Annotated in this window: 23 protein-coding genes; 15 read left to right on the top strand and 8 right to left on the bottom strand. The window is 37.2% G+C overall.

From position 1 onward, the window contains the following. From PQ459_13015 to PQ459_12990, 6 genes are all read left to right on the top strand, one after another. Entirely contained in the window at positions 1-3,147 is a 3,147-nt protein-coding gene (locus PQ459_13015) for an HsdR family type I site-specific deoxyribonuclease (protein ID WDF45817.1), read from the top strand. Continuing rightward, positions 3,144-6,026 (top strand): AAA family ATPase, encoded by a 2,883-nt coding sequence (locus PQ459_13010; GenBank protein ID WDF45816.1) that lies wholly within the window; start codon positions 3,144-3,146, stop codon positions 6,024-6,026. Before PQ459_13015 ends, PQ459_13010 begins: the two co-directional genes overlap by 4 nt. After that, positions 6,026-7,270 (top strand): restriction endonuclease, encoded by a 1,245-nt coding sequence (locus PQ459_13005; GenBank protein WDF45815.1) that lies wholly within the window; start codon positions 6,026-6,028, stop codon positions 7,268-7,270. Before PQ459_13010 ends, PQ459_13005 begins: the two co-directional genes overlap by 1 nt. Further along, positions 7,267-8,016: a LytTR family transcriptional regulator DNA-binding domain-containing protein gene (locus PQ459_13000; protein ID WDF45814.1), complete on the top strand. Its 750-nt coding sequence runs from the start codon at positions 7,267-7,269 to the stop codon at positions 8,014-8,016. The genes PQ459_13005 and PQ459_13000 overlap by 4 nt, the downstream gene beginning before the upstream one ends. A gap of 173 nt (positions 8,017-8,189) precedes the next feature. Beyond that, positions 8,190-8,396, top strand: a complete 207-nt coding sequence (locus PQ459_12995) for a hypothetical protein (protein WDF45813.1) — start codon at positions 8,190-8,192, stop codon at positions 8,394-8,396. Positions 8,397-8,565: 169 nt separating this feature from the next. Then, positions 8,566-8,706 (top strand): hypothetical protein, encoded by a 141-nt coding sequence (locus PQ459_12990; protein WDF45812.1) that lies wholly within the window; start codon positions 8,566-8,568, stop codon positions 8,704-8,706. Between the two features lie 83 nt (positions 8,707-8,789). On the opposite strand, the gene PQ459_12985 is transcribed toward PQ459_12990, so the two are convergent. Next, positions 8,790-9,143, bottom strand: coding sequence for a hypothetical protein (locus PQ459_12985; GenBank protein WDF45811.1), 354 nt, complete (start codon positions 9,141-9,143; stop codon positions 8,790-8,792). Positions 9,144-9,310: 167 nt separating this feature from the next. Between PQ459_12985 and PQ459_12980 the strand changes: the two genes are divergently transcribed. The 3 genes from PQ459_12980 to PQ459_12970 all read left to right on the top strand — a co-directional run bounded on the left by PQ459_12980 (position 9,311) and on the right by PQ459_12970 (position 12,467). Next, a complete protein-coding gene (locus PQ459_12980; protein WDF45810.1) occupies positions 9,311-9,859 on the top strand; it encodes a type 1 glutamine amidotransferase in 549 nt (182 codons plus the stop codon). A gap of 294 nt (positions 9,860-10,153) precedes the next feature. Next, positions 10,154-10,699 carry a hypothetical protein gene (locus tag PQ459_12975; protein ID WDF45809.1) on the top strand — a complete coding sequence of 182 codons (546 nt, stop codon included), beginning with the start codon at positions 10,154-10,156 and terminating at the stop codon, positions 10,697-10,699. A gap of 10 nt (positions 10,700-10,709) precedes the next feature. Then, positions 10,710-12,467 carry an endonuclease gene (locus PQ459_12970; protein WDF45808.1) on the top strand — a complete coding sequence of 586 codons (1,758 nt, stop codon included), beginning with the start codon at positions 10,710-10,712 and terminating at the stop codon, positions 12,465-12,467. 241 nt (positions 12,468-12,708) lie between these two features. Here the strand turns inward: PQ459_12970 and PQ459_12965 are convergent, their stop codons facing one another. The 3 genes from PQ459_12965 to PQ459_12955 all read right to left on the bottom strand — a co-directional run bounded on the left by PQ459_12965 (position 12,709) and on the right by PQ459_12955 (position 16,948). Next, a complete protein-coding gene (locus PQ459_12965) occupies positions 12,709-14,934 on the bottom strand; it encodes a glycoside hydrolase family 3 C-terminal domain-containing protein (GenBank protein WDF45807.1) in 2,226 nt (741 codons plus the stop codon). Positions 14,935-15,188: 254 nt separating this feature from the next. Continuing rightward, on the bottom strand, positions 15,189-15,572 hold the full coding sequence (locus tag PQ459_12960) for a hypothetical protein (protein ID WDF45806.1): 384 nt from the start codon (positions 15,570-15,572) through the stop codon (positions 15,189-15,191). 113 nt (positions 15,573-15,685) lie between these two features. Then, positions 15,686-16,948: a fibronectin type III domain-containing protein gene (locus PQ459_12955; protein WDF45805.1), complete on the bottom strand. Its 1,263-nt coding sequence runs from the start codon at positions 16,946-16,948 to the stop codon at positions 15,686-15,688. Between the two features lie 145 nt (positions 16,949-17,093). Here PQ459_12955 and PQ459_12950 point away from each other — a divergent pair, with 145 nt between their 5' ends. The 5 genes from PQ459_12950 to PQ459_12930 all read left to right on the top strand — a co-directional run bounded on the left by PQ459_12950 (position 17,094) and on the right by PQ459_12930 (position 22,874). Further along, complete coding sequence (locus PQ459_12950; GenBank protein WDF45804.1) at positions 17,094-17,630, top strand: NAD(P)H-dependent oxidoreductase; 537 nt, start codon at positions 17,094-17,096, stop codon at positions 17,628-17,630. Positions 17,631-17,990: 360 nt separating this feature from the next. Then, complete coding sequence (gene purM, locus PQ459_12945) at positions 17,991-18,983, top strand: phosphoribosylformylglycinamidine cyclo-ligase (protein WDF45803.1); 993 nt, start codon at positions 17,991-17,993, stop codon at positions 18,981-18,983. 75 nt (positions 18,984-19,058) lie between these two features. Further along, positions 19,059-19,622 carry a phosphoribosylglycinamide formyltransferase gene (gene purN, locus PQ459_12940; protein WDF45802.1) on the top strand — a complete coding sequence of 188 codons (564 nt, stop codon included), beginning with the start codon at positions 19,059-19,061 and terminating at the stop codon, positions 19,620-19,622. A gap of 197 nt (positions 19,623-19,819) precedes the next feature. Further along, positions 19,820-21,337, top strand: a complete 1,518-nt coding sequence (gene purH / locus PQ459_12935) for a bifunctional phosphoribosylaminoimidazolecarboxamide formyltransferase/IMP cyclohydrolase (protein WDF45801.1) — start codon at positions 19,820-19,822, stop codon at positions 21,335-21,337. 367 nt (positions 21,338-21,704) lie between these two features. After that, positions 21,705-22,874, top strand: a complete 1,170-nt coding sequence (locus PQ459_12930) for a proline dehydrogenase family protein (GenBank protein WDF45800.1) — start codon at positions 21,705-21,707, stop codon at positions 22,872-22,874. A gap of 28 nt (positions 22,875-22,902) precedes the next feature. Here PQ459_12930 and PQ459_12925 read toward each other — a convergent pair whose 3' ends face one another. Both PQ459_12925 and PQ459_12920 read right to left on the bottom strand, forming a co-directional pair. Beyond that, the gene (locus tag PQ459_12925; GenBank protein ID WDF45799.1) at positions 22,903-23,397 is read right to left on the bottom strand and encodes a hypothetical protein; all 495 of its coding nucleotides are present in this window, start codon (positions 23,395-23,397) and stop codon (positions 22,903-22,905) included. A 5-nt stretch (positions 23,398-23,402) separates the two neighbouring features. Continuing rightward, complete coding sequence (locus tag PQ459_12920; GenBank protein WDF45798.1) at positions 23,403-23,843, bottom strand: nuclear transport factor 2 family protein; 441 nt, start codon at positions 23,841-23,843, stop codon at positions 23,403-23,405. A 93-nt stretch (positions 23,844-23,936) separates the two neighbouring features. On the opposite strand from PQ459_12920, the gene PQ459_12915 reads away from it, so the two are divergent. Further along, positions 23,937-24,452 (top strand): DUF421 domain-containing protein, encoded by a 516-nt coding sequence (locus PQ459_12915; protein WDF45797.1) that lies wholly within the window; start codon positions 23,937-23,939, stop codon positions 24,450-24,452. Positions 24,453-24,474: 22 nt separating this feature from the next. On the opposite strand, the gene PQ459_12910 is transcribed toward PQ459_12915, so the two are convergent. Both PQ459_12910 and pncA read right to left on the bottom strand, forming a co-directional pair. Beyond that, a complete protein-coding gene (locus tag PQ459_12910) occupies positions 24,475-25,161 on the bottom strand; it encodes a hypothetical protein (GenBank protein WDF45796.1) in 687 nt (228 codons plus the stop codon). Next, the gene (gene pncA, locus PQ459_12905) at positions 25,161-25,766 is read right to left on the bottom strand and encodes a bifunctional nicotinamidase/pyrazinamidase (GenBank protein WDF45795.1); all 606 of its coding nucleotides are present in this window, start codon (positions 25,764-25,766) and stop codon (positions 25,161-25,163) included. The genes PQ459_12910 and pncA overlap by 1 nt, the downstream gene beginning before the upstream one ends. Positions 25,767-25,770 lie beyond the last annotated feature (4 nt).

The raw sequence follows: 25,770 nt of genomic DNA, 5'->3' as shown, positions 1-25,770 counted from the left end.
ATGAAATACACCGAATCCCAACTAGAAAAATCATTCATCCATCTTCTGAAAGAGGAAGGCTATGAGTACGTGAATGGCAAAGGCGTAGTTCGGGCATCGCATCAGGAGGTTTTAATTCGGGAAGATTTGAGTGATTTTTTGCTGTCTCGCTACCCCGATTTGGAAACGATAGAGCTGGAAACCCTAATCAATGAACTGGCGTATCAACCTGCCTCCAATCTTTACGACAGTAATAAATACATTGGCAAACTCTTGGCAGACGGTCTCATTTTTAAGAGAAACAATCCTTCTAAGAAAGATTTGCACATCCGTTATATCGATATTGATGAAAGCAGTCTTTTGAAAACCAATCGGTTTAAGATTGTAAACCAGCTGGAGATTCAGGGAAAAGAACTACGGATTCCGGATTTGATTCTGTACATCAATGGGATTCCGGTGGTGGTATTTGAGTTTAAAACAACGATAGAAGAAGGGGTTACCATTCACGATGCTTACAAACAACTGAGTTTACGCTACCGAAGAGATATTCCGGAACTGATGAAATACAATGCGTTCTGCATCATCAGCGACGGCGTGAACAACAAAGCAGGTTCTCTGTTTGCGCCTTACGATTTCTTCTACGGTTGGCACAAAATAACGGGCGAAGAAAAAAAAACCTTAACGGGAATCCATACCGTAACTTCCATTGTCCACGGAATGCTGAACAAGCAGAGGCTTTGTGATATTCTGCATCACTTTATCCTGTTTCCAGATACGTCTAAAAAAGAAGAAAAAATCCTGTGCCGTTATCCGCAGTATTATGCTGCCAACAAACTGTTTGACAATATCCAGAAACACCGCAAACCGGAAGGCGATGGGAAAGGCGGAACCTACTTCGGAGCGACAGGTTGCGGGAAAAGTTATACAATGCTTTACCTGTCGAGACTGTTGATGCGTTCCACGCAATTGGCAAGTCCGACCATCATTATTATCTCCGACCGTACCGATCTGGATGATCAGCTGTCGAGAGATTTTACTAATGCAAAAGATTTCATTGGGGACGAAAATATTGTGAATATAGAATCCAGAGCCGATCTTAGATCAAGATTGCGGGGCAGAGAAAGTGGCGGTGTTTTTCTGACGACCGTTCAGAAATTTGCAGAGGATAGTGAGATTTTAAGTGACCGTACCAATATTATCTGTATCTCCGACGAAGCCCACCGCTCGCAGGTCAATCTTGATTTGAAAGTCCGCATTGATGAAGATGGAGTTAAAAAATCGTATGGTTTTGCAAAATATCTTCACGATTCTCTTCCGAATGCGACGTATGTAGGATTTACGGGAACGCCTATCGATAAAACTCTGGATGTATTTGGTCCTGTGGTAGATTCCTACACGATGTTTGAATCTGTGGTGGATGAAATCACGGTTCGACTGGTGTATGAAGGACGTGCTGCAAAGGTTAATCTTAACCATATAAAAGTGGTTGAAATTGAACAGTATTATCAAAACGCTGTAGCAGAAGGCGCTTCGGAATACCACGTGGAAGCCAGCCAGAAAGCCATTGCAAGAATGGAAGTGATTTTGGGTGACCCTGGAAGAATCGAAGCGATTGCGCAGGATTTCATTACGCATTATGAAAAGCGAATCGAGGAGAAAGCAACCGTTGCCGGAAAGGTAATGTTCGTTTGTGCCTCGCGTGAGATTGCCTATAAACTTTATAAAGAAATCATCAGGCTAAGACCAGAATGGAGTGAAAAAAGTATTGCGGAAAACCTTAGCGAAAAAGAGCAGAAAGAAATCAAACCCATCGAGCGCATTAAAATGGTAATGACCAGAAACAAAGATGACGAAGAAAGTTTGTGGAATCTGCTCGGCAACAAAGAAGACCGAAAAGAATTGGACCGGCAGTTTAAACAGATCCATTCCAATTTCAAAATAGCCATCGTGGTCGATATGTGGCTCACAGGTTTTGATGTTCCGTTTTTGGATACGATTTATATTGATAAACCCTTGCAAAAGCATAATCTGATACAGACGATTTCCCGTGTGAACAGAAAGTTTGAAGGCAAGGATAAAGGTCTGGTGGTCGATTACATCGGCATCAAGAAAAACCTGAATCACGCTTTGGGCTTATTCAACAATACCACTGCAGCCGATGATTTTGAAGATCTTGACAAAGCGGTGATTATCGTGAGAGATCAGTTGGATTTACTGCGACAGTTTTTCTATCAGTTTGATACCACCGACTATTTCAAAGGTTCGCCTGTTGAACAGTTGCATTGTCTGAACCGTGCCTCTGAATTGGTTTTGCTCACAGAAAAGTCGGAAAAGTTCTTTGTAGATGTGACCAAAAAACTAAAGGCTGCCTACAATCTCACTTGCGGTTCGGAAATCTTTAATGACAAAGAAACCGATGAGATTCATTTTTATTTTGCCATTAAATCAATTGTGGTCAAGCTGACCAAAGGCGAAGTTCCAGATACTGCACAGATGAATGCGAAAGTGAGCAAGATGGTAGAAGATGCCATTATCTCGGAAGGCGTGGAAGAAATCTTTAAACTGGATGACAATAAGGCCAATGCAATTGATTTGTTTAACGATAAGTTTCTTGAGAAAATCAATGACCTTGAATTGCCTAATACCAAGATAAAAATCCTTGAGCGCCTTTTAAAACAGGCCATCTCTGACTTCAAAAAAGTAAACAAAGTAAAAGGCATCGAGTTCTCTGAAAGACTACAGAAAATCATCAACAGCTACAACGAGCGAAGTGAAGCTGACCTGTTGGATTACGACGGCATCCAAGCTGATACTTCGGAACAGATTCTCGACCTGATCTTAAAGCTGCGTACCGAAATGGCTTCGTTTGAAGATCTGGGAATCAACTATGAAGAGAAAGCTTTCTACGATATTCTCGATATGGTCTGCAAACAATATGGGTTTGAATTCGACAAAGACAAAATGCTGGAGCTTGCCCGAGAAATCAAAAAGATTGTAGATGATACCGCTAAATTTCCCGACTGGAGTGATAGAGATGACATTAAAGCGCAATTGAAAATGGAGATTATTGTAAAGCTGCATCAGTTTGGGTATCCGCCGATTACGCAGGATGAGGTTTATAAAAATGTGCTGGAGCAGGCGGAGAATTTTAAGAGGAATAGGTTATGAAAATACAAGAATATTTAGAAATACATAATATTTCATTTGATAAATTGAAAGAATTGTATCCTGATGAATATCGAACAAGATTTAATAGTGAGATAAATTTGAATTGGCTAGTTCCAATTGAGGATAAATTATACAAATTAGATGATAAAGATCAAAGAATTATAAGTGAGGTTATAAATGTTTTAAAATCTAATGAAAGTTTTACTGAATCACATAAAAGAATTTTATCAATTTTTGTATCAAAAATTAACTCAATTGTTAATGTTGCAGACAGAATTAATAATTTCAAAGATGGGAAAAAACTGCAAAACAATAGTTACTTAGAACTTTATGAATTATTTAATTATATCAAATTAAGTGATTCTCTAATTAGTTTTGATTTTACATTGAATAAAAATCTACAATCTTTTATTCCTCACTTATTTTCAGTAATTAAAAACTGTCAAGATCCACAGAATTACCCAGTATATTATAAGTTTTGGAAGCAAATAAATAAAGAAGTTTTACACCAAAATGATGATTATGATACTTTATGTAGGTTGTTTCGAACTTTTCCTGATGAAAATAGGAATACCCAATTCGGATCTTATTTCAGTGTTATTGCTGAAAAACTTATTAGCAATATTGATAATTATCAGTCATTAGAAAAATATTCAACAGCTAAATATCTTAAAGAAAAAGTAATAAATCTAAAGGAGTATAATATTCTTTTAGAAAAACATATAAATAAGTTGGATACAAATAAAAATTTTCGTGAAATTACAGAAGATTTCAAACAATATATTCTAAACAGTAACTGCCTAATAAATAATTTTGAGATTCAGAAAGTCCATGATCATTATGTTTGGATTTCCGATAATGTAAGAATTATAGGTAAAAGTGGTTTCTGCCATTATGAATTGATTACGAGAAAAGAATATCCTCAAAAGATTTGGATTGAGTTACATTTTGATAAGAAGTGGAAGACAAAAGCAAAAAAAATATTAATCAACAGCTTAGATGAAGATTTTTTTTGGAATTCAGATCATAAAGGTGGTGAACTAAGTTTAGCACTGAAAGAAAACATAGATTTCAACGACAATGAAATTCTGAAAAAGCTGGAAAGTGGTTTGTTTAAATTTGATGAGATATTAGGCACTATGGTCAGAAGTTTATATTCAATAAATGTAAAAGAAAACTTTATTGATTGGTTTATTAAAAGGGACGGAGAAGAAAACAACTATTTTTCAAAAAATTTTAAATCTGACAAAAGTGTAATTACAGCTGAATTTTTAGAATACGAAAACTTCTACAGAAGTAGTTTTGATACTGAATTATTCACTTTCAATGGTAATAACATTGAATATCAAATTACTATAATAGCCAACAATCTAAAAGAAAAAAAATCCTCATTTTCTTCCTATTATGGCAAAGTTGGCAGTGGAGGCAAGGAAGCAATATTAGGTAAAAAAAATTACTTACGGTTTTTACGCGAATACTTTGAAAAATCTACTTCTTACGTAGAAAATGATAATATAATTATACCATTAAATAAAATACTTTACGGACCTCCAGGAACAGGGAAGACCCACAAATTACTGAATGAGTATTACACTCATTTCGAAGTTCAAAATAAAACTGTAAGTAAACAAGAGTTTGAATTTGAAATTATTAATAAACTTAGTTGGTGGCAAGTATTTGCTCTCATACTTCTTGAAAATAAAAGTTCAACGGTACCGGATATTAAGAAACATAGGTTTGTAGATTATAAACTGCAAGTTTCAAATACTAAAAGCTTAAGCCAAACAGTTTGGGGACAATTATCTGCACACACAATTGAAGACTCAGCTACTGTTCAATATAATAAAAGAACTGAACCCCTGATTTTCAACAAATCAACTGGTTCTGTTTGGGAAATTGTTGATGACAAAAAAGAACTAATTGATGAGCTACTAGAATTATCACAAAAGATTAGAAATTATAAGGAAAAAGTTGTTACCTCTAAAAACTACAAATTCATTACTTTCCATCAATCTTTTTCTTATGAAGATTTTATTGAAGGAATTAAACCTACATTGGATAAGGAATTAAACGATGAATCTTCTGAAGTAAGTTACACTATTGAAAAAGGAATTTTCTATGAGTGTTGTAATGAGGCAGCAAAGCTTGCTGGATTTTTGAGCTTGAAAGATTCCATTGAAAATTACACTAAAGAGGAAAGAGTAGTTAAGTTTGAGAATGCTTGTCCTTACGGTTTATTCATTGATGAAATTAATCGAGGTAACATTTCCCAAATATTTGGAGAGTTAATCACTGTTATTGAAGATACAAAAAGGCTCGGTAAGGATGAGATTATAGTTGAACTACCTTACAGCAAAGATAAATTTGGCGTTCCTTCCAATCTCTATATTATCGGTACAATGAACACCGCAGATAGAAGCGTAGAATCTCTTGATACCGCATTGAGAAGACGTTTTTGTTTTGAAGAAATGTTACCCAATCTTGAAGTTCTTAACGATAAAATTATCGAAGGAATAGAACTGAAAAAATTATTATCAACAATTAATAAAAGAGTTGAAATATTGCTGGACAGAGACCATACCATCGGTCATTCTTACTTCATTGATGTAAAAACAGAGCAAGATCTCAGAAATACTTTTAAGAATAATATCATCCCGTTGTTGCAAGAATATTTCTACGGAGATTACGAGAAAATAGGAATGATTTTAGGAGAAAAGTTTTTTGATGTTCCTGAGAAATATAACAAAGATGTTTTCGCGAGTTTCCCCTCACAGAATTATCCAGAAAGTGGCAGTATGATTCGTTTAAAAGTTATTGATGATGGTTTTAATATCATCGAAGCTTTAAAAGTTCTTCTGAAAATAGAGGTTAATAATTAATGAGTAGGATTCAAGTTTTCGAACACAGCTTTTTGCCTATTGAAAAAGGCAAGTTTGAGCAACGTCATTTTGTGGCTTTATCGAAACTCAATGTTTTACACAATTATCAATATTTTGATTTAAAACACAATGGAGTAGTATTCAAGCAATTTGTAGGAGTCATTCAAGTGGATAACCTTACGATAGAAATTCTCCCAAAGATAGACCGTTATGAAAGTGAAAGTGAAGGAAATAAAACAAAGTGGCAGAAAGTTCTGATAGAAATGTTGCGTGTCACCAAAAAACTGAACATTCAGCAGGTTGGTCAGGCAAACGTAACAAAACAATCCATCCATTTATTAGATATTTATTTTGAATGGTTTTTGAAAGAGGTTCAATTATTAATTCATCAAGGATTGATCAAACAATATTACAAAGAAACCGGAAACGTAAAAGCACTGAAAGGCAAGCTTGAATTTGCAGGTCACATTCAGAAGAATCTTGTTCACAAAGAGAGATTCTACACCACGCATCAAGTTTATGACAAAGACCACTTGATACACCAGGTTTTGGGACAGGCTTTGGAAATTATTGCTACGTTATCGAAAGGAAGTTACCTCTACAGCAGGTGTAAAAAGGTACAACTCGATTTTCCTGAGGTGAAACCCATCAAAGCCAACGAAAATACATTTTCGAAAATTCCAAAGTCAAGAAAGACCGCACCCTATGAGAATGCTTTAGCCATCGCCAGACTAATTATTCTTAATTATGCACCCAATGTTTCCAGCGGTTCCGAAAAGATGCTGGCTTTGCTTTTTGATATGAACAGTCTATGGGAAGAATATGTTTTGGTAAGATTGAAACAAGTTTGCCAAGATAAAGATGTCCAAGTGTATGGCCAAAATTCAACTGGCTTTTGGGATGGTATCACCATTCGTCCAGATATTGTTTTGGAAAAAAGAATTAATGGTGAAAAAAGTAAAGTTTTAGTTGTAGATACTAAATGGAAGAATATTGACCAATCAAGACCATCAACGCATGATTTAAGACAAATGTATGTTTATAATGACTATTGGGGATCAACAAAAGCATTATTATTATATCCTTCGCAAGAAACTATGCTAAGAAATGAGGATTTTATTGCTTATGATAATAAAGATCACTCATGTTCACTCGGTAAAATTTCGATATTTAATGACGAAGAAGAATTGGATAAATTACTTGGTGAAAAGATATTGAATTTATTTAATGAAATTAAACTATGACCCACACCTACCGCATCGCCCTTCTAGAAGATAATAGTCGGCAACTCGAAAAATTGGAGTCGTACCTCAATCAGCTTCCCAACGTGGAGATTGTGCTGAAAAGCAAAAGTTCTGATTATTTTTTTGATGAGGTCAAAGCTTTGAATCCCGAGATATTGGTAGCAGATCTGGACCTGGGCAATGATAGCATGACAGGCATGGAAGTAGCTCAGGAAGTCAAGATTCCGGTCTTCTTTGCCAGCGTGAACACTGCAGATTATATTGAAGATATCGAAAATCTGAAACGGGATGCCGAGATCTGTGTTGATCATATCACAAAGCCGTACAAAGAAGATCAGTTTGTAAAGAGTTTTAAAAGATTTTTGCAGGAGGTCAACTTCTTTTCGCCCCCACAATATGTGTCTTTGGACTTCAACAAAAAGAAGAACAGAATTCTTATCGATGATATCGTGTATCTCTGTGCCAACAAAAATGAGTCAAACAACAAGCAAATCTATTTCATCAACAGGGCAGCTGCCAGTCTGATAGATTTTTCATTTACCAGAATGGAAGAGAGTGGCCTGCTGAAGTCCCAGTTTATTACGGTCCATAAATCTTTTCGTGTGAACAAGAAACATATCAAATGCTACGACCCCAAAACTGGAAAGATAGAGGTGAGCATTTTTGACGGGCATGGCAAAACGAAATCTGACTTGATAAAAGTGGCAGAAAACTACCAACCTGTCATCCGAAAAACTTTTGGCTAACCGCTTTTGGTGCTCCATAAAAAGCTTTTGTTCCTGCGCTTCCGATGTTGTTTTCGGAAGCGTATTTTTTTTGATTTTTGGATTTGAGTTTGATGGATTCTTAATGTCGACAAATTAAAATGCGGAATCCGAAAAGCAGATAGAGTAGGTAATTAAAAAAACAATTCAAAACAATGAGTAATTCAAAATCTGATTTAGACAATCATTCAAATCAATTAAATCCAAACCATGATTCTTATTGGCAATCAAGAGGTCTGGATGAAAGGCCAGATGATTGGGATAACAATGATTCAAATTCTAACAATTCCAATTATGATAATTCCGATGATTATTGGGATGATGCATATGAACCTTTCGGAGATTCGGGTGATTATGATTGATGAAGTTTTTATATTAATAAAATGGAATTCAGGAATATAGTAAGCCTATTTTGAGTGAAGATGTTGGAAATTCTTATGTCAAACTCAATTACAATTATTAGAATTTTATAAATAGGAAAGGACTTTAAAAGTGGAAATAGTAAACATTCTTAACCAATTAAAAAAAACAATGAAAAACAAAATCACACCAACACAGAACCAGGCTAATATCCAAAACCCTAACAAAGGAACTTCTGGAACCAACAGACAGTACGCCCAGAACCAAGGGAATAGAGGAAAGCAACAAAACCCTAATCAAAAAAGCAAATAGCAAACTTAAAAGCCCGATCATTGGATCGGGTTTTTTGGATATATGTATGAAACAAACAGTAAAATCAATAGCTTGAATAATAATCAATTCAAAAACGCAGCCCCAGGAATCCGCACACAATACTCGCTGCCCAGATAAAGCGGGTTGCCGTGCTTCTCAGACCAGAAGCCGTCCAGGGTATTCGTATTGAGACAGCGATAGACGGCAACACCTTTGTAGATCTTCTCGTCATCGCCTTCATAATTGAAATTAATGACCAGAATCTGATCCTTAAAAAAGCCTGTCCCATTTTGGATATGATCACCAATCTTCCATCGGGCGACGATCCGGTTGTTTTCATCCAGACTCAGCGTCAATATGCCATGGCAAGGATATCCTTTCTCTTCCTGGTTGCTGCCTTCGACCGCATAATCGCCTACTAAATCTTGTACTGTCATCTGTTATTTTTTAGGGAGCATCAAATTTAAACAATCTCAACAGTGATTTAAAATCTAATATTCTAAAATCAAGTACTATCGGCTTTAACAAACTTTTATAATTTCCCAACCCACGCTCGGCACTATATTTTCTTACCAGATGACATACAACCACAAAATAATTTATTATGTCAAAAAAAATTGCAATACTAGCAACCCACGGATTTGAAGAAAGTGAATTGAGTTCTCCAAAAGAACATTTGGAACAACAAGGCTGGACAGCACACATTGTAAGTCCTCAGGTAGGTAGCATCAAAGCTTGGGCAGAAAAGGATTGGGGAAAAGAATATAAGGTAGATAAAACATTAGATGAGGTTTCGGCTTCAGATTATGATGCTCTGGTTTTGCCGGGTGGTGTCATCAATCCCGATCAGCTGAGAACCAATGAAGCGGCCTTGTCATTTGTGCAAGACTTCTTCACTCAGCATAAGCCTGTAGCGGCAATCTGTCACGGACCTCAAATCCTGATCAGCGCAGAAGCGGTGAATGGGAGAAAGCTAACTTCTGTAAAATCCATCAGTATTGATCTTAAAAATGCCGGCGCCATCTGGGAAGACAGTGAAGTAGTGGTGGACAATGGTCTGGTTACCAGCCGTACACCAGAAGATCTTCCGGCTTTCAATGCAAAGATGGTAGAGGAAATTAATGAAGGCAAACACGAAGATCAAAATTTATAACCATTCATTTAGATCATCATATCAAGACCTGGGTTTTTACTCAGGTCTTTTTTTGTGGTATTTCGGAATGTAAATCTGGAATTGTAAATGTCTTTCCAATAATATTTATTTTAATTTATAAGATTTGAAATAAATGATTTGGGCTGAAATGAAGGATCGTTTGTCATGTATTTGTTAAACTTTCTGTAATGCACCTCTATTTAAATTAAATTAATTACTTTAGCGCCCCCGTTGAATATTAGTTAATAATATCGAACTATAATTTAATCGCCAACAACAAATAATCCATTATAAGTGATTAATAAAGGTCAAATCGTAGAAATACCATCAGTCTCTTCAATTTATGAAGATAAAGAAGTGTCTTTCCAATCTAAGAAAGATGAATTGATGAGGCATGTCTCAAAAAGAAAGTACGGACTTTTTGATGGTTTTCTGGTAGGAGAACATCAAGGTGTGGAACATTTCAAATTGGGACAGCGGAAAGGAATCAATGTCGGAGGAAAAAATGCCCCGCTTTATGTGATTGGAATGAATGAAGAAACCAATCAGCTGTTCGTAGGAGAAGGTGAAAAGCATCCGGGACTCTGGACCACCGTTCTTGCATTCTCAGAAAATCAAATTCAGTCGCAGAATCTCAACCTGACTCCTGATGAATCTGAGTTGGGAAAAGAAGTCAGCATTCATTCTGCTGTTACAGACATTGATATGATTGCTACACTTTACCTCTTTGACCGTATTTTATTTCTGGAATTTGAGGCGCCAGTTTCCGTCGCTATTCATGACAATCCGCTGGAAATCTACTTTGATGACCATTCTGCAACAACTATTAAAATTAATTAAATCATATCGTATGAAATTAAAGTTTTCATTTTTTGCAAGTATTATTTCATTCGTGGCTTTTGCACAGTCGGCACCATCTTATTATTCTGGTGTCAACTTCAACAAAACTAAAAACGAATTGAAGAATGATCTTGCAACCCTTATCACCACTACACACACGCAGACTATCGCTTATTCTGCGGGGTTAGCATCTCTGTTCAAAACAAGTGATGCTGATCCGGAGAACCCATCCAATCTTCTTTTGATGTATGGCTCACAAAGTTCGGGAACACACCAGAGAAGCCGTCCTTACACAGGATCTTGGAACAGAGAACACGTGTACGCAAAATCAAAAGGAACGCCTAACCTGGGAACTTCTGGTCCTGGTTCTGACGGTCATCACCTGAGACCAACAGATAATACACTGAACAGCACAAGAGGAAGTCTTCTTTTTGATGACGGAACTGGAGCAACGGCGTACAAAACTAGCCGTGGCGGATGGTATCCTGGCGAAGAGTGGAAAGGCGATGTAGCTAGAATCCTGATGTACATGTATGTGAGATACAACTCAAGATGTCTTCCGCTAAACATCACAATGAATCCAAGCACTTATTCATCTGATTTCCCGGATATCCTTCTAAAATGGAATGTGGAAGATCCTGTTTCTGCTTTCGAAATTCAAAGAAATAACGTTGTAGCTGGTATTCAGAAAAACAGAAATCCATTCATTGATAATCCATATCTGGCAACTGTCATTTGGGGCGGGCCTGCTGCACAGAACACTTGGCCGGATACCTTCAATGGTGGAACAACATCTGATACAGAAGCTCCATCTACACCACTCAATCTGGTTTCAACAGGTGCTACAATCAACACTGTTTCTTTGGCCTGGACGGCATCCAGCGACAATATTGGCGTAACAGCTTATGATATTTATGTGGATAATGTATTTAACAAAACAGTGTTTACAAATAGCGGAACGGTAACTGGACTTACGAGCAGTACTCAATATAGCTTCTATGTCGTTGCAAAAGATGCTGCAGGTAACAAATCTGAAGAGAGTGCCGCAATTTTAGTGACTACACCTGGTCCCGGAAATCCTGGCGAAGAAGCACCAAGCTGTGGTATAGAAAATTTTGAGAATTTGCCGGCAGCCAACTCATCTTATTCAGATAGAGAATGGTCAAACAAAGGCATCGTTTGGAATGCAACCTTCGCAAGAACAGATAACCAGATCAATATCGACGGCACAAGTAACAGAGCCATCTGTATCAGAAAAGGTTCGTTGAAGTCTTCTACCATCTCTGGTGGAATCGGATCTTTGACTGTGAAAACCTATTTGCCATTCGCAGATTCCAATGGTAATTACACTTTGAAAATCAATGGTGTGGTGAAGGGTCAGATTCCTTACTCAAGAACTGCTGCAACCTTTACGGTGAATGATATCAATGTAGAAGGAAACATCGTGATTGAATTGGTAGATGATGTGACAAGCAACAGAGTATCTTTTGATAACCTTTCTTGGACTTGCTATGCAAAACTGGCAACAGACAACATCGATGCGAAGAATCAGAAAATCGCGATCTATCCAAACCCAGTGAAGAACAATGAGTTCTACATCAGCGGAATTGATAAAAACGAAACTGTAAAGATCTACAGTCTTAGCGGACAGTTGGTTCAAACCATTGAGAAAGTGGAGAACAAAGGTAAAGTAAGCCTTCACAAGTTGTCAAAAGGCGTTTACATTGTGAAAACTAAAAACCAGTCTTCAAAGATTATTGTTGATTAATATTTGATAATAATCATTTATATAATAAAACCCGGAAGATTAGTCTTCCGGGTTTTTATTTGTTTTATTGGGAGGTTTTGCTTGGCCTTGGAGAGCCTTAGGCTGACAGAATACAAGATGTAAAACGTCATCTGATATCTTCAAAACTACAACTTGTACGTGACTTATAGAAATAAGTTTTTGTCAAAAACAAAGCCTGAGAATGTCTCAGGCTTTTTGTTATCATTCATTTAAGAATAGATTATTTTAAAGTGAATTTTACTTTTGTTTTGATATTGTCAGAAGAGTTTCCAATCAAAGCTTCAAAGTCTCCCGGCTCAGCTACCCAAGCGTGCTTATCTGCATCGAAGAAACTTAGAGCTGCTTTGTCCACAGTAATACTCACTTCTTTCTCCTCACCAGGATTCAGGAATACTTTTTCAAATCCTTTCAATTCCTTATTCGGTCTTGGAAGGGATGATTTCAAATCAGAAATATAGAGTTGCGCCACTTCCGCACCAGCTTTTTTACCTGTGTTTTTAACAGTAAATGTAAAAGTGATTTTCTCATCTTGACCAATCGTAGTTTTATCTGCTTTCGCTTTACCAAATTCAAAGCTTGTGTAACTCAACCCGTGACCAAAGCTGAAGAGTGGTTTGATTTTCTTCGTATCGTGCCAACGGTAACCTACGAATATACCTTCGTTGTAAGTAATGTTGATCGGGTTTTTCTGGTCTTTGCCTTTTCCGGCCGCCAGTTCTTCTTTGTTCCCAGGATATTCACCCAACTGGTGCGCTGAGTTATCTTCCAACTTCACAGGGAAAGTGAAAGGCAGTTTCCCGGAAGGATTTGCGTCACCGGCAAGAACTGAAGCTAACGAATTACCAGCCTCAGAACCTAGATACCAGGACTCCACAATCGCGGGAACATCTTTGATCCACGGCATCGCCACGGCATTACCGGAAACCAGAACGACTGCAAAATTCTTATTCGCTTTTGCAAGTGCTGTGATCACTTTATCCTGATCGTAAGGCAGTCCATAACTCTTTCTGTCAACACCTTCTGCATCTTGATGATCCGCTTTATTCAATCCGCCAACGAAAATCACAAAGTCGGATTTCTTTGCCAATTCAACGGCTTCATTCAAAATGACATCAGCAGGTCGGTCGTCTTTCAGGTCTTGTCCGGATTTTACACCATTGTATTCTCCACCCGGATCACCAACGTAGCCTCTTGCGTAAGTCACTTCAGCCTGTTTTCCGAAACGTGATTTGATACCGTCCAATGGAAGCGTTTCATATTTAGCTTTGAGAGAAGAAGAACCACCGCCCACAGTCATCATTTTAATAGCATTTTCTCCGATTACTGCGATGGTTTTGACTTTGTTAAGGTCTATCGGCAAAACATTATTTTGATTTTTCAAGAGAACAATTCCTTCTTCACCCACTTGTTTAGCGACCGCTTTATGATCTTCAGATGCCACGTTTCCGAACGGTTTGTTCTTGTTCATTGTGGTTTTGTAAGCCAGATTCAGAAGTCTGGTAACTTTGTCGTCCAATTCTTTCGTTCCAACTTTTCCTGATTTAATTAAATCTAAGTAGGGCTGAGCCAAATAATAGTTATCGTAAGCATTTTTGGTTCCGGCAGAAAGTCCGTTGGTCCAGCTTCCAAATTCCAGATCCAAACCGTTTTTGATGGCTTGCTCCGTATTATTTACTGCGCCCCAATCTGAGACTACAACGCCTTTATAATTCCATTCACCTTTCAGAATATCATTCAAAAGATACTGATTCTGGCTGGCATATTGACCTTTGTACATGTCATAAGCACCCATAATAGTCCACGAATCACCTTCCGTGACAGCGGCTTTGAAAGGTGGCAGATAAAGCTCATACAGCGCTCTATCGTCAACCTTTACATTACTCGTGTGACGGAACATCTCCTGATTGTTCAAAGCATAATGTTTTACGGAAGTCGCAACACCATTAGATTGTACACCTTGGATGTAAGGCACTACCATTTTGGAAGTCAGAAAGGGATCTTCTCCCATATATTCAAAGTTTCTTCCGTTTAAAGGCGTTCTGTAAATATTAACACCAGGTCCGAGCAAAATATCTTTTTTTCTGTATCGCGCCTCCTCTCCAAGTGCTTTTCCGTAGTTCAAAGACATTTTTTTGTTCCACGTGGCAGATAAAGCGGTCAAGGCTGGATAGGCGATGATGGAGTCGTTTGTCCATCCAGCCTGGTCCCATTCGTCCCATTTCACTTCTGCGCGTACACCGTGAGGTCCATCAGTTGTCCAAAATTCCGGGATTCCCAATCTTGGAACGCCTGGTGAACTGAATTTGGATTGGGCATGAAGCATTGCTACTTTTTCCTCCAGAGTCATTCTGGAGAGTGCATCTTTTACCCGTTGTTCAACTGGTTTTGTTTCGTCAAGGTAGATTGGTGTCGTTTTGTTTTGGGCTGTGGCAGCCGTATATGTCATTGTTATTAGACTAAGAAAGACAATTTTCTTTAACATAAAAATTATTTAGTGGTTGTTGACAAATGTAATAAAATCTTTATTATCTCACTATGGGAAAATAAAGAATTTTGAATTAAATCAAAACTTTACAGTGTTTTGTAATTCTGCAAAAGTAAGATTTGTTCATATTAAATTCATTCAAAACCATAAAAAAAGACCTAATGATTCAGGTCCTTTTATATAAAATATCGATTTGAAGTATGATTAAATTTTCCTTACTGAATGATTCTGATAGTGTCAGGTTCATTAATATCCAGTTTGTCAATCAGTTTCTGAATGTTTTCTAAGTCTTTTAGAACTTTCAAATATGATGATCTGGCGTAATCTGCAAATGAAGCTGTCGTATTCATATCATCCACGCTTTTAAATACGTTAATCTCTGGATTTGGCACGATGTCATCTTTGTAGTTATTCAGACATTCATTGATGGCTTTTCTTTTTCTCTTGCAAACTACCTTATTTTTCAACTTTTGAAGCGAGCTGATAAGGTAAGGATTATCATTATATGGATTGACGAAATCTGCATTTCCAGATTCTTCTTGGTAAACGTGATATGTACTCTCGTTACTTGGCTTAATAAAATTTTTGTCGAAGATCATAGCGTTACAGATTTAGAATTATCAATCAATAATGAAGTTGGTTTGAATTTTCATTATCAATTTTAAGACCAATTTAATTCTGTTGTGCTAATACGAATTAAGTTTGAGGAGTCTTATTTTTCCACAACAAAAATTCTGGAGTGTCCAATCCCGGAAACTGTAGATATTTCTAAGCCGTTTTTGAAGATTTTGGTAACGCTTGTTGTTTCTGTAATTTGTTGCGCAGATACATAGACATCGTTATTAACAACCTGAATATCTGGAATGCCTTGGCCAAATGGGATGTCTGTTTTTTTTCCGTTTTTCCAATATGCAACTCCTGTAGCAGTTCTGCCAGCTGCGTAGACGTCAGAACCTATAACATCTATTGCAGAGACATTTTCACAGCCATCTATTCGCTGAAACACATTATTTTTCCAATAAAAACCAATTCGGGAATTGTTGATATCCAATGCTGAGCCTGCGATGTAGATATCATTGTTTTCAACATCTATGCAATTAATACTTACCTGATTGATTGGCAAAGAGAAACTAAGGCTTTGCATCACACCATTCTTCCAATAGACAGGCTTGTAGATTTGGTTATAGTTTTCACTTGCAATATAGACATCGCCTTTATCAATATTCATTACGGAGGTTTCTGGCTGTGAAAATGATCCGGAATACTGAGAACCATCCAATATTGTTCTGACGCCGTTTTTCCAGTAGCATTTATAATAATAGAAAGGAGAGTACTGTGTGACAGATCCCACTGCATACACATCATTTCCTGAAACCGAGATGTCTTCTACGTTGCTTAGGCTGGTGGAATTGCTTGGTTCCAATAGATTGATTTGTCCATTCTTCCAGTACGCTGCAATACGCTGGGAAGTGCGGTTTACGTTTCCTGCACTGTAAACATTTCCCGCCTGAACGTGGATGAGATTGCCTGAAGATGTAAAACCTGCAACATTTTCCAACTCAACTGCTACACCATTTTTTAGATATTTGGAGCTGGCAGAGAGATAAATATCCACTTCTGGGATGAGTGTTTTCACGGGCATAGCCGGCGATTTCTCCGAAGTATTTCCTGCAGCATCCTTAGCTTCCACAGAAACGCTGTAAGAAGTGTTGGGGCTTAATCCTGCAAAAGTATATTTTGATTCGGTAGTAGTGAATTTGGTGTTATCAAGATAAATTGTGTATTCTGTAACGCCAACGTTGTCAGTAGAAGCTTTCCAGGTTAATAAAAAAGAGTTTTTTGTAATTTCACTACTCGTAATATTAGTTGGAGTGCTGGGTTTTTCATTATCCAAACTGTCTTCGTCGGTGCTGCAAGAAAAAATGAATAGTGAAAAAAGAATTAAGAAAAATGATCTGGATAGATTTTTTATCACGATAATTAGTTTTAGTTAAATACAAAAGTAAATATTTTAACTAATATTCAATATAAACCATTATTAAATAAAATAATATGAAAATATCATAAATCGATATATTTAAATTTTAAAGTGTATACATTTGCATCTTTAAAATCAGACAATGAAAATACTAGCATTTGGCGGAAGCAACGCCAAAGATTCGATCAATAAAACATTAGCTGGATTTGCAGCAAAACAATTTACAGGCGCAGAAGTGGAAGTCCTTGATCTTAATGATTTCGAGATGCCACTCTTCAGCACAGACAGAGAAAAGCACGACGGAATTCCTACTTTGGCTTTGAGATTTGCTGAGAAAGTGGATGCTGCAGATTTGCTGATCATTTCTTTAGCGGAACATAATAGCACTTATACCGTGGCTTTTAAAAATGTATTCGATTGGATATCAAGAATCAAAGACCGCAAGCATTTTGGCGAAAAACCGGTTTTCCTTTTGGCAACCGCACCTGGTCCTGGAGGTGGTAAGAATGTGGTAGCAGCTTTCGAAGCTAGAGCACCTTTCAGCGGAGCCAATATTTTACAAAGCTTTACTTTACCAAAATTCAAAGAGAGTTTTGATGCAGAACAAGGGATTGTGAATGCGGAGAAAAAGGCGGAGTTCGAAGAAAAATTATCTATTGTTAAAAACTTTTTTGGATAAGATTTTGGAAATTGATATTAAGAATGCGTAACTTTGCCATCAAATAAGGACAATGAAAATTCAACAAGTTCATTTTGAGAAATATCCTAATTCTTGCAAAGAGAATTACATCAGCACCTCCGAACTTGTGAACTAAAATAACGGCCGATAATCTAAAAGATTGTCGGCTTTTTTATTTAAAAAATCTGAAGAAGTAAGTTTGAAATAAATCTAGTAAATTCTGATATTCTTTCAGGCCTCAAAAACCTGAAAGAGTTGATGAAGAGAAAAAAAGTCAAACAAGCCAAAGCGTGGCGACCGATTTATCAACATTGGATTTCAATCCAATGAATAAGAATAAATGAAATTAAAAATCTAAAAATGAGCAATACCTATAAATCCGCCGGAGTCGATAAAGAAGAAGGCTACAAAACCGTAGATAAAATCAAATCTGCCGTTGCCGAAACCCATAACAAAAACGTTCTTAACAATCTTGGAAGCTTTGGTGCTTTCTATGAGATTGCTGGCTACAAAAATCCCGTGTTGGTTTCTGGAACCGATGGTGTTGGAACCAAGCTGAAAATCGCTTTGGACACCAAACAATATGCTTCAATCGGCATCGACTGTTTCGCAATGTGTGCAAACGACATTCTTTGCCACGGTGCAAAACCCTTGTTTTTCCTTGATTATCTAGCTTGTGGAAAACTTGATTCCGAGATTGCAGCAGAAATCGTTCTGGGAATGGTAAAAGCTTGTAAAGACAACAACTGCGCATTGATTGGTGGCGAAACTGCCGAGATGCCCGGAATGTATCAGCCAGGCGATTACGACGTTGCTGGATTCTGCGTCGGCATTGTAGAAAAAGACCAGATTATCGACGGTTCCAAAATCAGAGCAGGAAACAAAATAATTGTGATTCCAAGTTCTGGATTTCATTCCAATGGATTTTCATTGGTGAGAAAAATATTCCCGGATTTTGAAGAGCAATTTGAAGGAAAACCTTTGTACGAAACGCTTTTGGTGCCGACAAGATTATATTATCAAGACATTCACAAAGTGTTGGAAGAAGCACCACTTTACGGCATCGCGCACATCACAGGAGGCGGATTGTACGAGAATGTCCCAAGAATCATCCCGGAAGGACTTTGCGCAACCATCGATGCTTCAAAAATCCAAATTCCGACCGTGATGCGGGAATTGGAAAAACGTGGCAACATCGCAAGAGAAGAGATGTTCGGAACGTTCAATATGGGCGTTGGAATGGTTCTTGTGACCGACGAAAATCACGTTGATAAAATCCTTGACCTTTTGGAAGACGCTTATGTAATGGGCGAAATTACGGAAGGAAGCGAGAAAATAAAATTATCAATCTAGCAATTTAATAATGTACCAGTTTACCAATTTGTTCAATTGTTAAATTATTAAACTGATACATTGTTACATTTATAAATGAAAAACATCACCATTTTAATTTCAGGTTCAGGAACCAATCTTCAAAGGATTATCGACTGCATTGATAGCGGAGAAATCCGAAATGCAAGAATCATCCAGGTCATTGCGGACAGAGAGTGCTACGGACTTGAAAGAGCGCAGAAACATCAAATCCCGAATGAATTAATCAAACGCGGAAAAGACTTCGCTGAGAATCTTGAACAAGCCGTTCCTGAGAATACAGATTTGATTGTTCTGGCAGGCTTTCTATCTATTTTAAAACCTGAATTCTGTGAAAAATGGGAAGGGAAAATCATAAATATTCATCCAGCATTACTGCCAAAATTTGGTGGCAAAGGAATGTGGGGACATCACGTTCACAATGCGGTCATTGAAGCTGGCGAAAAAGAAAGTGGTGCAAGCGTTCATTATGTGACCTCGGGAATCGATGAAGGAGAAGTGATTCTGCAAGGAAAATTTGAGATTGATGAAAATGACACTGCTGAAAAGGTAGCTGAAAAAGTTCATCTTGTCGAATACGATATTTTTCCTAAAGCCATTGATATGGTTTTGAATAAATGATATTAATTATTTAAAGTAAAAATTAGTAAAAACATTGTAAATATTTATCATATAATTGTTTACAATATTTAATTTAGAAATAACTTTATTTAAATAAATATAAAAATCTAAGTAATAAAAAGTAAATCCGGAGGTGAAAGAACCGGTAAATCACAGTTTGGATAAAACTGTAAAAAGTAAAATTTGAAAGAGAAGGTATGAGTAAAAAGAGAGCACTTATCAGCGTATCTGATAAAAGCGGTTTGGTGGATTTCGCAAGATTTCTCGAAGAACAGAACTACGAATTGATTTCCACTGGCGGAACATTCAAACATTTGAAAGACGCCGGATTGAATCCAATTCAAATCGATGAAGTCACAGATTTCCCGGAAATGCTGGACGGCAGAGTGAAGACCCTGCACCCGAAAGTTCACGGCGGATTGTTGGCGGTTCGTTCCAATGAGGAACATATGAAAACCGTTCAGGAGTACGAAATCGGACTGATTGATATGGTCATCGTGAATCTTTATCCGTTTTTCGAGAACGTGAACAAAGAAATTTCTCTTGACGAAAAAGTAGAATTCATCGATATTGGCGGGCCTTCTATGTTGCGTTCTGCAGCCAAGAATTTTAATTCTGTTGTGGTTTTGACAGACGTGAACGATTACGAAATCATCAAAAATGAAATGTCAGAAAATGGTGATTCGACCATCGAAACCAGAAAGAAATTGGCTGGAAAAGTGTTCAATCTGACATCTGCTTATGACGCCGCGATTTCCAGAATGCTTTTAGATGAAGAATATCCAACTTATCTGAATGCTTCCTACAAAAAGATTTCAGACCTGCGTTACGGCGAAAATCCGCATCAATCCGCAGCTTATTACACTTCGACTTTCGAAAATGGCGCAATGAAAGATTTTGAGATTTTGGGAGGCAAAGAATTGTCTTTCAATAATTTGAGAGATATGGATTTGTGTTGGAAAGTAGTGAATGAGTTCAAGGATGAATTGGCTTGTTGTGCCGTAAAACACTCGACGCCTTGTGGTGTTGCGGTCGGAGCTACAGCTTTGGAAACTTACACCAAAACATTCGAATGCGACCCAGTTTCCATCTTCGGCGGTATCATCGGAATGAATTATAAAGTTGATGCGGCAACGGCTGAGGAATTGAACAAAACGTTCCTCGAAATCGTGATGGCTACAGACTTTGATGAAGATGCTTTGGAAATCCTCAGAAAAAAGAAAAACCTGAGAATTATCAAAATCAAAAACCAGGTGACAGACAAACAAGCTTGGGTGAAAATTGATGGCGGAATGTTGGTTCAAAGTGCCGACGACCAATTCTCAGAAGATATTAAATTAGTGACAGAAAGCGCTCCAACGGACGAACAAAGAAAAGCATTACTGTTCTCTCAAAGGGTGGTGAAATATGTAAAGTCCAACGCAATCGTGGTTTCAAACGGCGTTCAAGCCATCGGGATTGGTGGAGGACAGGTAAACAGAATTTGGGCAACACAACAAGCGATTGAAAGAGCCAAAGAGAAATTCGACGGTGAGTTGGTTTTGGCATCGGATGCATTTTTCCCTTTCCGAGATGTGGTGGATTTCTGCGCGCAGGAAGGCATCAAGGCGATTATTCAGCCAGGTGGAAGTATGAGAGACAATGATTCTATTGAAGCGGCGAATGAGCATCAAATCCCAATGTTGTTTACGGGAATGAGACATTTCTTGCATTGATATTAAAATAGTTGATTTTGTTTGGGCAGCTATTTCCGCCTTCCGCTCCCAATCTTTTTTGCAGACGATTTCAGTCCAAATAGAACTTTAGTTTACGCAAAAAAGGATTTCCGCTCAAGTCGGGCTGCAGATTCAATATAAATCAACGTTTCTATAAAATATAACCCTTCAAGTTCAAACTTCGAAAGGGTTTTATTTTTAATAATTAATAAAAATTAGACTCAAAAATTATCGTTCGTTTGATGGATTTAGAATTATGTTGAGATATTGATTTTCTGATCAATTAATTTTAAATTAATGATAAAATTTCGGCTAAAAATTCATTTTGAAATCGAAATAATATTTACTTTTGGGACAAATTCTTGATATGAGTATTTTCAATGATACAAAGCTCGCATTTGCCGATAAAACGGATGCTCAGCTGAGAAAAGCGTATTGGATGTTCAAGGCCATCGAACAGCCTGCATTGACGAATATTGGCGTTTCACTGCTTAATTTTACTGTTAAGAACAATTTTCCGTTTGTGGACGGCATCGTGAAGCAAACTTTGTTCGAGCAGTTTTGTGGTGGCGAGACCCGCGAGGAAAGTATGTCTGTGGTTAAACAGATGTTCAAACGTGGGGTTGGAAGCATTTTTGATTACTCGATTGAAGGAAAAGAAGAAGAGGAAGTTTTTGATGCGGTTTGCAAGGAAATCAAAGATATCATCAGATTTTCTGTTGGAAATCCGGCGATTCCATTTATCGTCTTCAAACCGACGGCTTTTGGAAGAATTGATATTTATGAAGAAGTTGGAAAGGGCAAAGAACTTACGACCAGCCAAAAAGAAGAATGGAATAGAGTAGTGACGCGTTTCGACGAAGTTTGCAAACTCTGTTTCGAGAACAACAAAAAAGTAATGGTGGACGCCGAAGAATCCTGGATGCAAGACGCGGCCGACCAACTTTGTGAGGAAATGATGGAAAAGTACAATCAGGAAAAACCCATCGTTTGGAACACCATTCAAATGTACAGAACCGGTCGTTTGGAATATATGAACGCACATCTTGAAAGAGCTAAAGAAAAAGGCTATTTCATTGGTTATAAGATAGTTCGTGGCGCTTATATGGAGAAGGAAAGAAAACGCGCCGAGGAGCAAAACTACCCAGACCCAATCCAACCCAACAAACAAGCTTCCGATGATAATTACAACGCGGGAATTGATTTTGTGATGGCGAATCTCGATAAAGTTTCAGCGTTTTTCGGAACACACAACGAGAAATCCTCCGAGTTGGTGATGGATAAAATGCAGACCAACAATCTGGAGCACAACAATCCGCACATCTATTTTGGCCAGCTTTACGGGATGAGTGATAACATTACTTATTACTTGGCGGACAAACATTACAACGTTGCCAAATATCTGCCTTACGGTCCTGTGAAAGATGTTGTTCCGTATCTTACAAGACGAGCGCAGGAAAATACGTCTGTTGCCGGACAAACCGGACGGGAATTGGGACTGATTGATAAAGAATTGAAGAGAAGAAAATCGAAATAGGAAAATCCGCTGTGAGGCGGATTTTTTGTTAATGCTGCCATCTCGCAGTTCCATCGTCCAATTCTTCTAAAATCCATATTTCTTTACATTCATTACATCTATAAACTCTTGAATAATAATATCCATCAAAATCGGTTCTTATTTGTTTTATAGTTTCTGGTTTAGGTGTTAAATTAAGCTTTTTTCTTATTAAACAATTACAAGAACCTTCCGTCATTATATTTTGAAATTTAAAATTATTGAGTTTATCAATCAGATTTCCTGTAATTCTAAATCTCTCAACAACGATATGTAACTTTCCTTTAATGTTTAGTGACTGAAAATTAGATTCGTAAAGTCTTATTTCTTCTATGATTTTATCAGTGTTTTCCAATACAAAATAAGAATTTTCAACTAAAATTTGGTCAAATTCATCTAAAAGATTATTCCATTTTTTTGCTTGTTTAAACATATCTTTTATTTGATTGAACTTATCCCAATCATAGTTTATAATCTTATTTAGATAATTTGTAATTGATTTCATTTATCTTATTTCTTCTCCGCCTTCACAGCCTGTCTAGCCAACAATTTCCAACCACTTTTAGTCTTAGACCAAACATATAAAATATCCAGATTCACAACTGCAGGTGCCTTTCCAAGGTCTTCGGTGTTTGCGAACAAATGATGACGGAGGATTGCTGTTTTGTCAACGATCTGGATGTTTTGGTTTGTAATATCAATGTTGAGGAAATTAGACTTTTTGCTCGCTAATTTTTCTACAAATTCTTTCGCATCGTCAATGTGACCGCCGGAATGTCCGTAGGTTAATTCCGGTAGAATCAAAGATTCTAAGACGGTTTTGTCACCGCTGATCATTGCGAGTCTCAATTTTTCTGAGGCTTCGGAAACAGCTTGTTGGTCATTGTTTTTTTGGGCAAACATCATTGATACGGCGATAAAGCTTAATGCTACTAATAATTTCTTGATCATAATTATATTATATATTTCTAACCCAAAGATAATGAACTTTCTTTTGAAATCTTATTCAACTTATTTTCTATCTTTATTTAATAATTTTTCACCTTGGATCCAATTCTTGATATCGTTCTTCGTTCGCTTGCCGTGTACTTTTTTATGGTCATCGCCGTAAGGATTTTCGGTAAGAATCAATTGTCACAACTCAATGCTGGCGATGTGATTTTATTGTTGTTGATAAGCAACGCTGTTCAGAATGCGATGGTTGGTCCTAATAATACGTTGATTGGCGGAATTGTGGCAGCCTTGGTTTTGTTTGTTGCAAATTTCATTGTCAAGAAATTTATCTTCAAAAGCAAGTTTGTGAAAGAATTGATAGAAGACCATCCATATATTTTGGTCAAGGACGGAAAGGTCTTCACTGATGTTTTGAAGAAAGTCCAAATTTCGGAAGACGAATTGGAAGAATCCATCCACGAACACGGCATCGAAGCGGTTTCTGAAGTGAAGCTGGCAATTTTGGAAGTTGATGGCAATATCAGCGTGATGTCCATTGATAAAGACAGCCACCAAACGCATTATTCCAGACATAAAACCAGGATTAAAAGGAAATTTAATCCATAAAAAAAGACTGGAAATTCCAGCCTTAATTATTTTTGAACAAGAAAAATATAAACCAGAAAACCGTAAAGATGAGACTTAAGACCAATATTCTTCGGCCGTGTTTTCTGTCTCGTTCATTGAAGTAATAAACTCTTTCTCCGTTCGGTAGCTGCTTTTTGAGTTTTAAAATGACAAGACTCACACCGTAACTAATAAATAGACAAAAGGTCATCACAAACGAAGCGAAAAATCCAATGACCGAAAAAATATAACCCAAAACAATCAAGTTTTTAACTTCATTCGGTTTTTCGTAATTGGTTTTCAGTTTTTCTAGTCTTTCAGAATTGATTCTTTCAATATCAGTTTCTGAAATGACAATTCCTCTGTCTTTTAACAAGCTTTTTGCAACTTCATAATCGAATTCATTCCATTCATCTTTTTTGTGGATGATTTCTGTCAATTCCTCATCACTGAATTCTTTGAGATAATAATCTTCAGGAATCACAAGATTTTCCGAGTAATATTTTGTTATCAGTTTCTCTGCATTTTCAAAATCATCTTTTTGAATGAGAAGTTGATATTCAATCTTACTAGGATCCGTAACGAAAGTTGCGTCGAAGTATTTCTCATTGTCAATCAATTGAAAATCAATACTCTCTCTTTCTAAGATAGATGCTACTTCTTCAATAATAGATTTGTTGATGCTTTTCCGAAAGATTACTTTTTCCATTAAGCTAAAATAGTAATTCCTTTCTCAGCCAAATCATATATCGTATTCTTCGCACTATCTGGTTTTACATTCACCGCTTTTGTTCCGTTGAAGTGGAGACAAGTGATAAAACCTGCATTGAAAGCGTCAATCGCGGTAAACTTCACGCAATAATCCAAAGCCAAACCAACAATCTCGACCAGTTGAATGTCGTGATATTTCAGATAATCTTCCAATCCTGTTTTCACAAAATGATTGTTGTCCTGAAAACCACTGTAGCTGTCGATTTCTATGTTTTTCCCTTTTTGGATGATGTGCGTCACTTTCTCACGGTTCAAGTCCTTGTGAAACTCAGCCCCGAAAGTTCCTTGAATACAATGGTCTGGCCACATAAATTGTGCACCGCCGTTCAATGTGATCGTTTCGCCAACATTTTTTCCGTTGTTGGAGGCGAAGCTTTTATGATTTGCCGGATGCCAATCTTGCGTCAGAATGATCTCTTCGTATTGATTGTCTTCCATCAGGCCATTGATGTACGGAATGATAGTATTCGCTTCCGGAACCGCCAATGTGCCACCTTCGCAGAAATCATTTTGAACGTCAACTATTATTAATGCTTTTTTCATCTGT

Origin of the sequence: Chryseobacterium sp. KACC 21268 (assembly GCA_028736075.1) — a bacterium.
Lineage (GTDB): Bacteria > Bacteroidota > Bacteroidia > Flavobacteriales > Weeksellaceae > Epilithonimonas.
This window is presented reverse-complemented; position numbering and strand designations above follow the sequence as displayed.

Bases quoted from the DNA above. Each gene is read 5' to 3' on its own strand.
- pncA (WDF45795.1), bottom strand. From the start codon at position 25,766: ATGAAAAAAGCATTAATAATAGTTGACGTTCAAAATGATTTCTGCGAA.
- PQ459_12980 (WDF45810.1), top strand. From the start codon at position 9,311: ATGTCAAAAAAAATTGCAATACTAGCAACCCACGGATTTGAAGAAAGT.
- PQ459_12985 (WDF45811.1), bottom strand. From the start codon at position 9,143: ATGACAGTACAAGATTTAGTAGGCGATTATGCGGTCGAAGGCAGCAAC.
- purH (WDF45801.1), top strand. From the start codon at position 19,820: ATGAGTAAAAAGAGAGCACTTATCAGCGTATCTGATAAAAGCGGTTTG.
- PQ459_12950 (WDF45804.1), top strand. From the start codon at position 17,094: ATGAAAATACTAGCATTTGGCGGAAGCAACGCCAAAGATTCGATCAAT.
- PQ459_12995 (WDF45813.1), top strand. From the start codon at position 8,190: ATGAGTAATTCAAAATCTGATTTAGACAATCATTCAAATCAATTAAAT.
- PQ459_12970 (WDF45808.1), top strand. From the start codon at position 10,710: ATGAAATTAAAGTTTTCATTTTTTGCAAGTATTATTTCATTCGTGGCT.
- PQ459_13010 (WDF45816.1), top strand. From the start codon at position 3,144: ATGAAAATACAAGAATATTTAGAAATACATAATATTTCATTTGATAAA.
- PQ459_12925 (WDF45799.1), bottom strand. From the start codon at position 23,397: ATGAAATCAATTACAAATTATCTAAATAAGATTATAAACTATGATTGG.
- purM (WDF45803.1), top strand. From the start codon at position 17,991: ATGAGCAATACCTATAAATCCGCCGGAGTCGATAAAGAAGAAGGCTAC.
- PQ459_12960 (WDF45806.1), bottom strand. From the start codon at position 15,572: ATGATCTTCGACAAAAATTTTATTAAGCCAAGTAACGAGAGTACATAT.
- PQ459_12930 (WDF45800.1), top strand. From the start codon at position 21,705: ATGAGTATTTTCAATGATACAAAGCTCGCATTTGCCGATAAAACGGAT.
- PQ459_12965 (WDF45807.1), bottom strand. From the start codon at position 14,934: ATGACATATACGGCTGCCACAGCCCAAAACAAAACGACACCAATCTAC.
- PQ459_12910 (WDF45796.1), bottom strand. From the start codon at position 25,161: ATGGAAAAAGTAATCTTTCGGAAAAGCATCAACAAATCTATTATTGAA.
- PQ459_12920 (WDF45798.1), bottom strand. From the start codon at position 23,843: ATGATCAAGAAATTATTAGTAGCATTAAGCTTTATCGCCGTATCAATG.
- PQ459_13015 (WDF45817.1), top strand. From the start codon at position 1: ATGAAATACACCGAATCCCAACTAGAAAAATCATTCATCCATCTTCTG.
- PQ459_13000 (WDF45814.1), top strand. From the start codon at position 7,267: ATGACCCACACCTACCGCATCGCCCTTCTAGAAGATAATAGTCGGCAA.
- purN (WDF45802.1), top strand. From the start codon at position 19,059: ATGAAAAACATCACCATTTTAATTTCAGGTTCAGGAACCAATCTTCAA.
- PQ459_12990 (WDF45812.1), top strand. From the start codon at position 8,566: ATGAAAAACAAAATCACACCAACACAGAACCAGGCTAATATCCAAAAC.
- PQ459_13005 (WDF45815.1), top strand. From the start codon at position 6,026: ATGAGTAGGATTCAAGTTTTCGAACACAGCTTTTTGCCTATTGAAAAA.